This is a genomic window from Mycobacterium sp. AT1 (genome assembly GCF_002043095.1).
Lineage (GTDB): Bacteria > Actinomycetota > Actinomycetes > Mycobacteriales > Mycobacteriaceae > Mycobacterium.
This window is the reverse complement of record NZ_MVOC01000057.1, coordinates 126,034-138,914: the sequence shown is the minus strand read 5'-3', so window position 1 is coordinate 138,914 and position 12,881 is coordinate 126,034. Positions and strand designations below refer to the sequence as shown.

13 protein-coding genes are annotated in these 12,881 nt (G+C 66.8%); 10 read left to right on the top strand and 3 right to left on the bottom strand.

Features of this window, described 5'->3' with window-relative positions:
• Positions 1 to 36: 36 nt before the first annotated feature.
• Together B1790_RS25445 and B1790_RS25440 are read right to left on the bottom strand one after the other, a co-directional pair.
• Positions 37 to 744, bottom strand: a complete 708-nt coding sequence (locus B1790_RS25445) for a hypothetical protein (RefSeq protein ID WP_142271499.1) — start codon at positions 742 to 744, stop codon at positions 37 to 39.
• Between the two features lie 10 nt (positions 745 to 754).
• Positions 755 to 1,339 (bottom strand): TIGR03086 family metal-binding protein, encoded by a 585-nt coding sequence (locus B1790_RS25440; RefSeq protein WP_079926132.1) that lies wholly within the window; start codon positions 1,337 to 1,339, stop codon positions 755 to 757.
• A gap of 70 nt (positions 1,340 to 1,409) precedes the next feature.
• On the opposite strand from B1790_RS25440, the gene B1790_RS25435 reads away from it, so the two are divergent.
• Complete coding sequence (locus B1790_RS25435) at positions 1,410 to 2,264, top strand: LLM class F420-dependent oxidoreductase (protein ID WP_079926063.1); 855 nt, start codon at positions 1,410 to 1,412, stop codon at positions 2,262 to 2,264.
• Positions 2,265 to 2,267: 3 nt separating this feature from the next.
• Here B1790_RS25435 and B1790_RS25430 read toward each other — a convergent pair whose 3' ends face one another.
• The gene (locus B1790_RS25430) at positions 2,268 to 3,056 is read right to left on the bottom strand and encodes a DeoR/GlpR family DNA-binding transcription regulator (RefSeq protein WP_079926062.1); all 789 of its coding nucleotides are present in this window, start codon (positions 3,054 to 3,056) and stop codon (positions 2,268 to 2,270) included.
• A gap of 137 nt (positions 3,057 to 3,193) precedes the next feature.
• On the opposite strand from B1790_RS25430, the gene B1790_RS25425 reads away from it, so the two are divergent.
• Genes B1790_RS25425 through B1790_RS25385 form a run of 9 tightly spaced genes read left to right on the top strand, consistent with a single transcriptional unit; the run spans position 3,194 to position 12,879 of the window.
• Positions 3,194 to 4,069: a class II fructose-bisphosphate aldolase gene (locus tag B1790_RS25425; protein ID WP_079926061.1), complete on the top strand. Its 876-nt coding sequence runs from the start codon at positions 3,194 to 3,196 to the stop codon at positions 4,067 to 4,069.
• On the top strand, positions 4,066 to 5,376 hold the full coding sequence (locus B1790_RS25420; protein ID WP_079926060.1) for a D-tagatose-bisphosphate aldolase, class II, non-catalytic subunit: 1,311 nt from the start codon (positions 4,066 to 4,068) through the stop codon (positions 5,374 to 5,376). The genes B1790_RS25425 and B1790_RS25420 overlap by 4 nt, the downstream gene beginning before the upstream one ends.
• Positions 5,373 to 6,509: an SIS domain-containing protein gene (locus tag B1790_RS25415; RefSeq protein WP_079926059.1), complete on the top strand. Its 1,137-nt coding sequence runs from the start codon at positions 5,373 to 5,375 to the stop codon at positions 6,507 to 6,509. Before B1790_RS25420 ends, B1790_RS25415 begins: the two co-directional genes overlap by 4 nt.
• Positions 6,502 to 7,497, top strand: a complete 996-nt coding sequence (locus B1790_RS25410; protein ID WP_079926131.1) for an N-acetylglucosamine kinase — start codon at positions 6,502 to 6,504, stop codon at positions 7,495 to 7,497. Before B1790_RS25415 ends, B1790_RS25410 begins: the two co-directional genes overlap by 8 nt.
• A complete protein-coding gene (locus tag B1790_RS25405; RefSeq protein WP_079926058.1) occupies positions 7,494 to 8,456 on the top strand; it encodes a DMT family transporter in 963 nt (320 codons plus the stop codon). Before B1790_RS25410 ends, B1790_RS25405 begins: the two co-directional genes overlap by 4 nt.
• Positions 8,453 to 9,763, top strand: coding sequence for an alpha-galactosidase (gene melA / locus B1790_RS25400; protein ID WP_079926057.1), 1,311 nt, complete (start codon positions 8,453 to 8,455; stop codon positions 9,761 to 9,763). The genes B1790_RS25405 and melA overlap by 4 nt, the downstream gene beginning before the upstream one ends.
• 23 nt (positions 9,764 to 9,786) lie before the next feature.
• Positions 9,787 to 11,067 carry an ABC transporter substrate-binding protein gene (locus B1790_RS25395; protein ID WP_079926056.1) on the top strand — a complete coding sequence of 427 codons (1,281 nt, stop codon included), beginning with the start codon at positions 9,787 to 9,789 and terminating at the stop codon, positions 11,065 to 11,067.
• 13 nt (positions 11,068 to 11,080) lie between these two features.
• Positions 11,081 to 11,971, top strand: coding sequence for a carbohydrate ABC transporter permease (locus B1790_RS25390; protein WP_079926055.1), 891 nt, complete (start codon positions 11,081 to 11,083; stop codon positions 11,969 to 11,971).
• On the top strand, positions 11,971 to 12,879 hold the full coding sequence (locus B1790_RS25385; RefSeq protein WP_079926054.1) for a carbohydrate ABC transporter permease: 909 nt from the start codon (positions 11,971 to 11,973) through the stop codon (positions 12,877 to 12,879). The genes B1790_RS25390 and B1790_RS25385 overlap by 1 nt, the downstream gene beginning before the upstream one ends.
• The last annotated feature ends 2 nt before the right edge of the window (positions 12,880 to 12,881 follow it).

Below are 12,881 nucleotides of genomic sequence, written 5' to 3'. Positions count from 1 at the left end.
CGCCGCTCCCGGCGCCGAACGCGTCTCCGAGCGGGGCTACACCCCGGGAATGCCCCTCAGCATTCCGCCCTGCTCGGACCGGCGATGGAAGTACTCCGCCAGCGCCACGACGAGGCACAGGCTTCCGACCGGTTCGTAGGGTGGATACTCGAATTCCACTGTGTAGTCGTAGAAGTCGTTGCCGATGAACTGCATGGTCGTTCGCCGTTCGGTGATCCCCGCGACGACACGGTCGTTCACGTCGAGAATCGTGACAGTCCGCCGGGCATTCTCGCCGAAGGCGCCGTCGACGCGTTGCCAGTCGTCGAACGTCGTGCGCCCCAATTTCTTACCACCGCTCTGAAGCTCGAACGTCCGCAAGCCCGACAGATAGCCGTTGTTCTGCAGCAGCCGACCTACGTCGCGACCCCAGGCGTCGCGCACCTCGAATCGCTCGTGGCGGTCCGACCAACCCTTCACCCGGGGTCGGTGCACGTATAGGAGCGGGGTTCTGTCCGCCCTCAGGATGACGAACTCCCACGACGCCGCCGAGCCACTGCCGAGAATTTGGGCGAGCTGCTGCCACCCGCTGCTCTTTGACGGGACTACTTGCACGCTGCCGACTTCGCGACCGTGCCCGTCCTCGATCGTGCACGCGAGATCGGCGTCCACCCTGGACGGGGTCGACTTCAGCACCAACGTCGATCCGCCCATCGGGTAGCCGTCGCGTCTGCTGCGACGCCAACTCGGTTCGGGGACCGTCACGCTTACAAGACTAGGCCCGCACCCGGGGATCCCGACCACTCAGGGCAACAGCACGCTCCAATACCGTTGCATCCGGGCCGATCTCGACGGCGGCGTCGAAGAGCCCCTCCACCGGACCGGCCGCGGTGAAGCTCGCCAGATGCGCGTGCACCGCCTCGGCCACGTCGTCGTCGACCTCGTAGTCCTGGCCCGTTGCCACAGCCACGTCCCAGCCGTGCACCACGACCTCGGTCAGCCCCACCATGCCGCATACCTCGCCGGGCAGGTCGACGCCGCCGACGCGGGTCATGCCGTCCCACGCGGCGGGATCACGCCACGCGTTGGCGAGGGAGGTCAGGTTCGCCGGGTACTGCGAACGCCAGTCGGCATCCAGCTGGTAGCCGCCGTCGCCGGGTGGACTGTCGGTCAGCTCGCCGAAGTCCTTGCGCGCCGCCGCGGCAAACGCCACGCCGAGCCCGCCCACGTGCGCCACCAACTCGCGCACCGTCAACTTCTCGCACGGAGTGGCCGCGTCGAGCTGGTCGTCCGTCACGCCGGCCAACACGTCGGTGGTCCGCGTACACGCCTTCGAAACCAAGGGGGTCATGTCGTTCATGTCCATACCGACCCGTGCCGCCCAAGAAACTCATCGACGCCATCCAGGATCCGGGTCTAGGGTTGGTTGAGTGCGATTCGCCTTCAAGACATCCCCCCAAAACACCACGTGGTCGGAAATGCTGCCCATCTGGCAGACCGCCGACGACATCGACGTCTTCGAGTCCGGCTGGACGTTCGATCACTTCTACCCGATCTTCTCGGACTCCTCCGGCCCCTGTCTGGAGGGCTGGATCACCCTGACCGCGCTGGCCCAGGCCACCAAACGGCTCCGGGTCGGCGTGCTGGTCACCGGCATCCACTACCGCCACCCCGCCGTGCTGGCCAACATGGCCTCCGCGCTCGACGTCATCTCCAACGGGCGCCTCGAACTCGGCATCGGCGCCGGGTGGAACGAGGAGGAGTCCGGCGCCTACGGCATCGAGCTCGGCACCCTCAAGGAGCGCTTCGACCGCTTCGAGGAGGCATGTGAGGTGCTCACCAGCCTGCTGAGCAACGAGTCGACGACCTTCGACGGCAAGTACTACCAGCTCAAGGACGCCCGCAACGAGCCGAAGGGTCCGCAGCAGCCGCATCCCCCGATCTGCATCGGCGGCAGCGGCGAGAAGCGCACCCTTCCGCTCACCGCCAAGTACGCCGACCACTGGAACTTCGTCGGCGGGACGCCCGCGGAGTTCGCCCAGAAGCGCGACGTGCTCGCGGCCCGCTGCAAGGACATCGGCCGGGACCCGAAGGAGATCACCCTTTCGGCGCACGTCCGCCTCGGCGAGGATCGCAATTACAAGGCGCTGGTGGAAGATTGCGTCGCGTTGGGTGCCGAGGGTCTCGACCTCGCGATCATCTACCTGCCGCCGCCGTACGATCCGGCCGTCCTGGAACCCCTGGCCGAGGCCATCCGCGATTCGGGGCTGCTCACCACACCGTAAGCGTTACGCGTCGTCGTCGACCGCCACGACGTGGACGTGCACGCCCGCGGCCGCAATGCGTTCCAGCTGTTGGGGATTCGCGGTCGAGTCGGTGACCAGATGGTGAATCTCGCTCAGCGGCACCATCTTCGCGAGGGTCACCTTCCCGATCTTGGAGCCGTCGACGGCGACGACGACGCGTTGCGCGTTCGCGGCCATCGCGATCGCGGTGCGCGCCTCGGCCTCGTCGTAGGTGGTGGCGCCGATCTCCGCGGACATGCCGTCGGCACCGAGAACGGCGGTGCCGACGGTGATCACCTGGAACGCGTGCTCTGACATCGGGCCAACGGCCTCAAGGGTATTCGCGCGCACCAACCCTCCGGTGGCGATCACCTTCATGTGCGCGTCGACGGCGCAGTCGGCGGCGATCGTCAGCGAGTTCGTCACGATGGTCATGTTGGGCCGACCCTTGAGCGATCGGGCCACCTCGCCGGTCGTGACGCCGCCGGTGAGCGCGACGGCCTGCGGGCCCGCCGGTATCAGCGCGGCCGCGCGGTGGGCGATGCGTCGCTTGATGGCGACCATGCGATGGTCGCGCAGCCGCACCGGGATCTCGCTGCCGCTGGGGTCGAGGGCCCGTGCGCCGCCGTGGGTGCGGACGAGAAGCCCCTGCTCCTCGAGTTCGTTGAGGTCGCGGCGCAGCGTCGCCACCGACACCTTGAGCTCGCTGCACAGCACCTGGGACGCAACCTCGCCGCGGTCCCGCAGCAGGGACAGCACCTCGCGCATCCGGTCAGTGCGCTTGATCGACATCGCTGAACACTCCTTGGGCCAGGGCGGTCACAATCAGTTTTACTGATCGTTTTGCCCGCTTGTATTGCGCGCTTTGAGCGAGCTTCCCATGATCGATAGATGTTCCGCACGTCACACCCCAGTCAGCGAGTGAGCCAGTGAGCCTGGTCGCCACCGCCGACCTCGTCGCGTCCGCCGTCGCCGGACACACCGCCGTCCTGGCCTTCAACGTCGTCACCGTCGAGCACGCCGAGGGCATCGCCGAAGGCGCGGAGCGTGCCAGCGTCGCAGCGTTGTTGCAGATCAGCGAGAACACCGTCCGGTTTCACGGCGGGCGCATCGCGCCGCTGGTCTCGGCGTGTGCACGGATCGCAGGGCAGTCGTCGGCCCAGTTGGCGATACACCTCGACCACTTCCAGAACGTCGCGCTCATCGCCGAGGCCATCGATGCCGCCGCCGGTCTCGGGGTCACCTCGATCATGGTCGACGCCGCACACCTGTCCTACGGCGACAACGTCGACCGGACCCGGGCCTTCGTCGAACGCGGTCACCGCGTCGGGCTCTGGGTCGAGGCCGAACTGGGCGAGGTCGGCGGCAAGGGCGGAGCACACGACTTCGGCGTCCGCACCGATCCGGCGGAGGCGGCGTCCTTCGCCGGCGCCACCGGGGTCGACGGCCTCGCCGTCGCGGTCGGCAGCTCGCACGCGATGACCACCCGCGACGCCGAACTCGACGTCGCGCTGATCCGCCGGCTCGCCGCGGCGGTCCCCGCACCCCTGGTGCTGCACGGCTCCTCGGGAGTGTCCGACGACCAGCTCCGCCTGGCCACCGAGGCGGGCATTCGGAAGGTCAACGTCGGAACCGCACTCAACGTCGCCTACACCGGAGCGCTGCGCGAGTCACTCGCGGCGAATCCCACGGCGAGCGACCCGCGCCGAGCCTTGGCCGCCGCACGCACCGCGATCGCGGACACCGTTGCCGAGCTGTGCCGTGCGGTCGCACCGCGGCCCGTGCCGAGCGGTGATGCCCGATGACCGACACACTCCGACGCGTCGACTGGTTGGCCAAGACGGTCGCCAGTCACAAGGCCGGTCACCCGGTCGGCGTGTACTCCGTCTGCTCGGCCCACCCCACCGTGGTGGAGGCCGCCATGGTGCAGGCCGCCGCCGACGGCAGCTACGTGCTGATCGAGGCCACGTCGAACCAGGTCGACCAATACGGCGGGTACACGGGGCTCCGGCCGGCCGAGTTCCGCGATCTGGTGCTGCGCATCGCCGACGACACGGGTTTCGCGAGGGACCGCGTCGTCCTGGGTGGTGACCACCTCGGCCCCAACCGCTGGCAACACGAAACATCCTCTGCCGCAATGGACAAGGCCGACGTTCTGATCGCCGCCTACGTCGAGGCGGGGTACTCCAAGATCCACCTGGACTGCAGCATGTCGTGTGCGGACGATCCCGACGTTCTTGCCGACGAGGTGGTCGCCAGCCGGTCGGCACGACTGATGCGCGTCGCCGAGGACACCGCGCACCACATCGGATCACCTGGCCCCGTGTACGTCATCGGCACCGAGGTACCGGTCCCCGGCGGCGCACACGAAACGCTCGACCACCTCACCCCGACACCTGCGGACAGCGCTCGCCGGACCGTCGACGCGCACCGGTCGGCCTTCGCCGAGCTCGGCCTCGGCGACGTCTGGCCCCGTGTCGTCGCCCTCGTGGTGCAGCCCGGCGTCGAATTCGACCACGTCAACGTGTTCGACTACCGCCGCGACGCGACGGTGGAACTGCGCACCGTGCTCGACACCGAGGCCAACCTCGTCTTCGAGGCGCACTCCACCGATTACCAACGCCCCGAACAGCTTCGGGAGCTCGTCGAAGACCACTGGGCGATCCTCAAGGTCGGACCCGGCCTGACGTTCGCGATGCGGGAGGCGCTGTTCGCGCTGGCGATGGTCGAGGCGGAGCTGGTGCCGCGCACTTCGCGGTCGAACCTGGTGGAGGTCGTCGAGCGCCGGATGCTGGCCGAACCCAAGTACTGGGAGGGCTACTACGAGGGCAACACGCGTGAGCAGCGAACCGCCCGCCGATACAGCTACAGCGACCGGCTGCGCTACTACTGGGCCGATCCCGAAGTAGACGCCGCCAGGCTCACCCTCCTGCAGAACTTGGAACGCACGGGCGTGCCCTTGCCCTTGATCAGCCAGTTCCTGCCCGGCCAGTACGAACGCATTCGAGCAGGCCAGCTCGAGCCCGTCCCGCAGGCTCTGGTAATCGACCGGATCCGCGACGCCATTCGACCGTACGCACGTGCGTGCCTGACCACTGGAGCAGCCCAATGACCACGATTCCCGCCCAAGAAGACGGCGGCGCAACCATTCTCGAGATCGGGCAGCAGCCCGACGCCTGGCGCGAGGTGGCCGGGCGTACCAGCGAGGACGCCACCCGCTTCCTCGACGAACTCGTCGCCCGGCCGGACTTGCGGATCATCTTGACTGGGGCGGGCAGCTCGGCTTTCGCCGGTGAGATCGCCGCGCCGGCGCTCCGCCGGCACCTGAAGCGCCGCGTCGAGGCCATTCCGACGACCGACATCGTCGCCGGGCCGCTGAACTTCCTGGAACGCGAAACCCCCACATTGATGGTCTCCTTCGGCCGCTCAGGCAACAGCCCCGAGAGCCTGGCGACCACGGCGTTGGCCGACGAACTGGTCGACGAGGTGTGGCATCTCGTCCTCACCTGCGACCGCGACGGCAAGCTGGGGCAGGCTCACGCCGGCCGGGCCAACTCACTGGTCGTGTTCATGCCGGAGCGCACCAACGACGTCGGCTTCGCGATGACGTCGAGCCTGACCTCGATGCTGTTGTCCTGCTTGCTGTTACTTGGACCCGCTTCTCCCCGTGACGCCGACGTGCTTGCTGCCGCCGCCCAGCAGGTGGTGGACCTTCAACCCGACATCCGCGCGCTGGCCCAGACCAAGAAGCAGCGCTTCGTCTACCTGGGCAGCGGACCGTTGGAGGGCCTCTCCCGTGAGTCCGCCCTCAAGCTGCTGGAGTTGACCGCGGGCGAGGTGGTGACCTACTTCGATTCACCCCTGGGTTTCCGCCACGGGCCCAAGTCCGTTCTGGACGCCGACACGCTCGTCGTGGTCTACGTCTCGACCGACCCCCACACCCGCCTCTACGATCTCGACATCATCGCCGAGATCCGAGGCCAGCTCGGGCAGGACGCCGTCACCGTGCTCAGCACCGAGCCGATTCCGGCCAAATATGGCCCGGCCGTTGTACTTTCCGGCCTGGCCGGGCTTGACGACGCACTGGTGGCGCTGCCCTACATGGTGTTCGCGCAGTACCTCGCGCTGTTCACCTCCCTGGAGTATCGCAAGACTCCGGACAACCCGTTCCCGTCCGGTGAGGTCAGCCGCGTCGTGAAGGGTGTCACCATCCACCCGATGACGGGCGGTGCCGGCCATGCTTAGGTATCTCGGCGTCGACGGCGGAGGATCCAAGACCGCGTTCGCCCTGATCGACGACGACGGTCGGATCCTGGCCCGTGCCACCGCGCCACCGTCGTACTACTTCAACTCCAACTTCGACGTCGTGGAAAGTTCACTTACACAGGGCGTCACGGATGTCTGCGCGCAGGCGGGCATCCTGGCGTCGGACGTCACGGCGGCCTTCTTCGGTCTCCCTGGCTACGGCGAGGCCAGCGCCGACGTCGACAAGCTCGACGCGGTCCCCAGCCACGTCCTCGGCCACGACCGGTATAGCTGCGACAACGACATGGTCTGTGGCTGGGCGGGGTCGCTGGCCGGTGAGGACGGCATCAACGTCATCAGCGGTACGGGCTCCATGACCTACGGAGAGCGCGAAGGCAAGGGCCACCGAGTCGGTGGCTGGGGCGAGCTGTTCGGCGACGAGGGATCGGCGTATTGGGTTGCCACCCAAGGCCTCAACGCCTTCAGCCGGATGAGTGACGGCCGGCTCAGCCGTGGCCCCCTCTACACCCTGCTCACCGAGCGGCTGCAACTCGCAGGCGACCTCGACGTCGTGAGCCTCGTGATCGACACCTGGGGCGGTAACCGCACGTCCATCGCCGCCCTCGCGACGACGGTCTGCCAGGCCGCCCGCGAGCACGACGCCTTGGCGGCGAAGATCCTCGTCGACGCGGTCGACGAACTGGTCACGCTGGTCGACACCACCCGCACCCTGGTCGGGTTCACCGACGAGGAAACCGTGCCGGTGTCGTACTCCGGCGGGATGTTCTCCGACGACGACTTCCGTGAGTTGTTCGTCGGCGCGATGGCGGGCCAGCCCGCCAACTACGACCTGCGACGTCCGCTGCTCGATCCCGCGCTTGGCGCCGCGCTGTACGCCGCCAAACACCGGGGTCAGCCGCTGAGCAGCGATGCGGTGCGCCAATTAGCCGTCAACGCAACGACCTTCGACGAAGTGAGAACGCCATGACCACCACCCCCGCCACCGGTCACACCCGCAGCTGGATCTTCTACGCGACGCTCCTCGTCCTGTTCTGGGGCGTGTGGGGCGCGTTCTCCGCACTCCCCGCGACGAGGTACGGCTATCCCGACGAGATGATCTACGCCATCTGGGCCCTGACGATGATCATCCCCGCCGCGGTCATCCTGCGCGGCCAGCGGTGGGACCGACGCCCGGCCGCCACGATCTACGGCTTGCTGATCGGGCTCACCGGTGCGGGTGGCCAACTCGCGCTCTTCCAGGCACTGACCATGGGCCCCGCCTACCTGATCTTCCCGATCATCTCGATCTCCCCGGCCATCACCGTCGTGATGGCGATGGTGCTTCTCCGCGAGCGCATTCCGGTCCTCGCCGTCGTCGGTCTCGTGATGGCACTCGCGGCGATCGTGCTGTTCACCATCACCGGCGGTGAATCCGAGGGATCGTCGGGGCCGTGGCTGCTGCTGGCGATCGTGATCTGCGTGGCGTGGGGCGTACAGGCGTACTTCATGCGAAAGACCGCGACGCTCGGCATCAACGAGGCCACCACGTTCGGGTGGATGACCATCAGCGGCCTGCTCCTGATCCCAGTCGCCCTGATCTCGCTCGGCGGCATCCCCACCGACTTCCCCTGGCAGGCACCCGCATTGGCCGCAGGCACGCAGGTCCTCAACGCCATCGGCGCGCTGTTCCTGGTGATGGCCCTCGCCCGTGGCAAGGCCTCCATCGTCGCTCCGACCACGAATGCTCTCGCCCCGGCGCTGACCGTGATCATCTCGCTGATCGCATACCAGACGCTGCCGACCCCGTACGGCGCGATCGGAATCGTTCTGGCGCTGGTGGGTTCGACGCTGATGGTCTACGCCGACGAGCGACGAGGTGAGGCACCGACGCCGGCCGTCCTCGAGCCCTCGGCCGACCTTCACGCAGACACGAGGAACCAACGATGAAGCCCACCATCGTCATCATCGGCGCAGGTAGCGTCGAATTCACCCGCGAACTCCTCGGCGACGTCTTCTCGTTCCCCGAACTCGGTTCCGTGCGCGTGGTGCTGCACGACATCAATGCCGAGCGTCTCGAGACGGCCGAGGCGATCGCCAGGGCCACCGCCAGCGCGGCAGGTGTCCAGCCGGAGGTGGTGGCCGTCGCCGACCGTCGGCGGGCACTGGCAGGTGCCGACTACGTCATCAACGTGATTCAGGTCGGCATGCACGACGCGACCGTGCGGGACTTCGACATTCCAGAGAAGTACGCCCTGCATCAGACCATCGGCGACACCATCGGCATCGGCGGCATCTTCCGCGGCCTGCGAACCTTCCCCGTGCTGGCGGGCATCGCCGAGGACATGCTCGAGGTGTGCCCCGACGCGTGGCTGCTGAACTACACCAACCCGATGGCCATGAACGTGACGTACCTGCATCACGTGGCGCCAAAGCTCAAGGTGCTGGGGTTGTGCCACTCGGTCTACTGGACGATGGTGGGGCTTTGCGAGCTCGTCGACGTGCCGTTCGACGAGGTGTCGTATTGGTCGGCCGGCGTCAACCATCAGGCCTGGGTGCTGCGCTGGGAGCGCAACGGCGAGAGCCTGTATCCGCTTCTGGACCAACGCATCGCCGCCGATCCGGAGCTGCGCAGGAGAGTGCGGGTCGACATGTACCGCAGGCTCGGCTACTACCCCACCGAGACCAGCGAGCACTCCAGCGAGTACGTCCCGTGGTACCTGCGCCACCCCGAGGAGGTCGACAGGCTGCGCCTCGACGTCGGTGCCTACGTGCGCATCAGTGAGGCCAACCTTGCCGAATACGCCAGGGTGCGTTCCGAACTCGCCGGCACCTCGACGCTGGACATCGACACCGAGTCGACCGAGTACGCACCCCAGGTGATCCACTCCTTCGAGACCGGAACGCCGCGCGTCATCTCCGCCAACGTGGTGAACGACGGCCTGATCACCAACCTCCCCAACGGGTTGGCCGTCGAGGTGCCAACCCTGCTGGACGCGCTCGGCGCCCACCCCACGAAGGTGGGCGACCTGCCTCCGCAGTGCGCCGCGCTCAACCGAAACTTCCTCGGCCCAGTCGAACTCGCGGTCCGGGCCGCAGTCGACGGGGATCCCCGGTTGGTGCGGGCGGCGGCCATGGTCGACCCGAACACCGCAGCGACGCTGACCGTCGACCAGATTTGGAAGCTGTGCGACGACCTCACCGTCGCGCACGGTGACCTGCTTCCCGAACCGCTTCGCACCACGCTCGCGCCATGAAAATCCAACAAGGAGTGCCGCACATGACCCGATCACGGCTCTGCATCGCATTGGTCGCCATCCTCGCCTTCGTGCTCACGGCGTGCGGTGGCGGCGGCTCGTCGCCGTCGGGCCCGACCGAGATCGCGGTCTGGCACGGCTATCAGGACACCGAGGGTGAGGTGTTCAAGGGCCTTGTCGCCCAGTACAACAAGGACCATCCCGACGTGAAGGTCAGCGAGTTGTACTCCAGCAACGACCTGGTGCTGCAGAAGGTGCTCACCGCAGTGCGCGGGGGTAGCCCGCCCGACGTCGCCTACATGTTCGGCTCGTGGTCGCCGAACATTGCCCAGATCCCCCAGGTCGTGGACATGGCCGACGAGGTCAAGAACCCCGACTGGAAGTGGGACGACTTCTACCCGGCCGAGCGGGAGGCGGCAACGGTCGGCGACAAGGTCGTCGGCGTGCCCGCCCTGGTGGACAACCTCGCGATCGTCTACAACGAGAAGCTGTTCGCCGACGCCGGTGTCGCACCTCCGACGAAGGATTGGACGTGGGACGACTTCCGGGCCGCCGCCGCCAAGCTGACCGACCCGACGAAGGGGCAGTACGGCTGGCTGATTCCCGCCGACGGCAGTGAAGACACGGTGTGGCACTACCTTCCGATGCTGTGGGAGGCCGGCGGCGACATCCTGAACTCGGACAACACCAAGGCGACGTTCAACTCCCCGGAGGGCGTCAAGGCGCTGACCGTACTGCAGCAGATGGCGGTCAACGACAAGTCGGTGTACCTCGACACCACCAACGAGAACGGGCCGAAGCTGATGAACAGCAGCAAGGTCGCGATGCTGATCACCGGTCCATGGGATCTGAGCCAGCTCTCGGACATCTCCTACGGCGTGCAGGTGATGCCGACGTTCGCCGGGGCGAGCGGTGGCCATCAGACGATCGCGGGCCCGGACAATTGGGTCACGTTCGACAACGGCGACGCGAAGAAGAAGGCAGCCGTCGACTTCGTGAAGTGGCTGTCGGCACCCGAGCAGGTCAAGACGTTCTCACTGGGCACCGGTGATCTGCCGATCCGCACGTCGGTCGGCCAGGACCAGTCGGTGCTCACCAAGCTCAACGAAAACGTGCCGGGGACGGCGACATTCGTCGAGAACCTGTCCAACGTGCAGAAGGTCAGGCCTACTGTCGAGCAGTACCCCGACGTCTCAGAGGCGCTGGGACAGGCGATCGTGTCGGTGATGCTCGGCAAGGAACAGCCCGCAGACGCGCTGAATTCCGCTGCCACGGCCGCCGACACGGCGCTGGCCGAGAAGTAGGACGGGAGAGGGCATGCCGTCACTGCTGGGACGACTAAGCCGTACGGACACCGCGGCGGGATGGGCGCTGGCCAGCCCTGCGGCGGTACTGATCGGCATTTTCGGGCTGCTGCCGGTGCTGATGTCTCTGCAGCTGTCGTTCCAGCAGTCCGACCTCTTGCGGCCGCAGACGCCGTGGGTGGGCCTCGCCAACTATCGAAAGCTGGCCGAGGACCCCGTCTTCGTGGAGGCGATCAAGCACACGATCGTCTACACCGCCCTGTTCGTTCCCGGCACGATGCTCGTCGGTCTCTTCGTCGCCGCGGCGATGAACCGGTCGGTGCGCTTCATCTCGGTGTACCGAACGGCCGCCTACATCACCATGGCGGTCTCGACGATCTCGCAGGGCATCATCTTCCTGTGGCTCACCGACCGTGACTACGGGCTGGTCAACGCCGGACTCAACGCCGTCGGGATCTCGTCGCAACCCTTTTTGGCGTCACCGTCGCAAGCGCTGTACGTCATCGTCGCCATGACGATCTGGGGGTGGACGGGGTTCTCGGTGATCGTGTATCTCGCTGCACTACAGGGTGTTCCGGCTGAGCTGCACGAGGCGGCGATGATCGACGGTGCCAGCGCGTTCACCCGGTTCCGCACGATCACGGTGCCGCTGCTCGGTCCCGCGAACCTGTTCCTGCTGGTGTGGCTGACTATCAACGCGCTGCAACTCTTCGACGAGGTGTACGCCACGACTCGGGGCGGACCCTTGCGCGCGACCACCGTCATCGTCTACTACCTGTGGGATCGCGCCTTCGTGCACTTCGACGCCGGATACGCCGCGGCGATGGCCTACGCCCTGTTCGTCGTCATCCTGATCATCACGGCCGTCCAGTTCCGGCTAGCACGGAAGCACGTGCACAACTGATGACGACGACAGAGCTGCCTCCGACGGAAGCCGTTGCGCGCGAGTCGTCCTCGCCCCAGCGTGAACGCAAGTTCAAGCTGCCGTTCAGTCCGTGGCATCTGGTGCTCATCCCGATGACCTTCGTGCTGATTCTGCCGCTGCTGTGGATGCTCGTCACGTCGCTGGAGACCGAGAGCGAAACCAACCGCTTCCCACCGGTGCTGCTGCCCGAGCGGCCGCGGTTCGAGAACTACTCCGAGGCCTGGGCGGCGGCACCGTTCGGACACTTCTTCCTGAACAGCGCGATGGTCACGGTGGTGGTGCTGATCAGCAACCTGGTGGTCTGCAGCCTCGCCGGCTACGCCTTCGCCCGCATCCGATTCCTCGGCCGTGGAGCGCTGTTCGTCACGCTGATGGCGACGCTGATGGTGCCGTTCCAGGTCACGATGATTCCGGTGTTCCTCATCGTGAAGTGGTTCGGCGACAACGTCTGGGAGGGCCTGGGGATCGACCACATCGGGGCGTTGATGCTGCCCAATCTGGCGACCGCGTTCGGCATCTTCTTCCTGCGTCAGTTCTTTCAGACCGTTCCGGTGGAGCTCGAGGAGGCCGCTCGGGTCGACGGAACGTCGCGGCTCGGCGTCTTGTTCAAGATCGTGCTGCCGTTGTCGCTGCCTGCGATGTCCACCCTCGCCGCGCTGACGGTGTTGACGTCGTGGAACGACTTCCTGTGGCCGTTGATCGTCATCACCTCCCAAGATCAGATGACGATCCCGTTGGGGCTGAGCTACTTTCAGGGCGCCCACCGGGTCAAGTGGCCACTGCTGATGGCCGCGAACGTGATGAGCCTGCTGCCGATGCTGCTGGTGTTCATCGGCGCGCAAAGGTACTTCGTCCAGTCGGTCGCCAGTACCGGAATCAAGGGTTGAGG

Bases quoted from the DNA above. Each gene is read 5' to 3' on its own strand.
- B1790_RS25440 (WP_079926132.1), bottom strand. From the start codon at position 1,339: ATGAACGACATGACCCCCTTGGTTTCGAAGGCGTGTACGCGGACCACC.
- B1790_RS25430 (WP_079926062.1), bottom strand. From the start codon at position 3,056: ATGTCGATCAAGCGCACTGACCGGATGCGCGAGGTGCTGTCCCTGCTG.
- B1790_RS25420 (WP_079926060.1), top strand. From the start codon at position 4,066: ATGACCGACACACTCCGACGCGTCGACTGGTTGGCCAAGACGGTCGCC.
- B1790_RS25415 (WP_079926059.1), top strand. From the start codon at position 5,373: ATGACCACGATTCCCGCCCAAGAAGACGGCGGCGCAACCATTCTCGAG.
- B1790_RS25410 (WP_079926131.1), top strand. From the start codon at position 6,502: ATGCTTAGGTATCTCGGCGTCGACGGCGGAGGATCCAAGACCGCGTTC.
- B1790_RS25405 (WP_079926058.1), top strand. From the start codon at position 7,494: ATGACCACCACCCCCGCCACCGGTCACACCCGCAGCTGGATCTTCTAC.
- melA (WP_079926057.1), top strand. From the start codon at position 8,453: ATGAAGCCCACCATCGTCATCATCGGCGCAGGTAGCGTCGAATTCACC.
- B1790_RS25395 (WP_079926056.1), top strand. From the start codon at position 9,787: ATGACCCGATCACGGCTCTGCATCGCATTGGTCGCCATCCTCGCCTTC.
- B1790_RS25390 (WP_079926055.1), top strand. From the start codon at position 11,081: ATGCCGTCACTGCTGGGACGACTAAGCCGTACGGACACCGCGGCGGGA.
- B1790_RS25385 (WP_079926054.1), top strand. From the start codon at position 11,971: ATGACGACGACAGAGCTGCCTCCGACGGAAGCCGTTGCGCGCGAGTCG.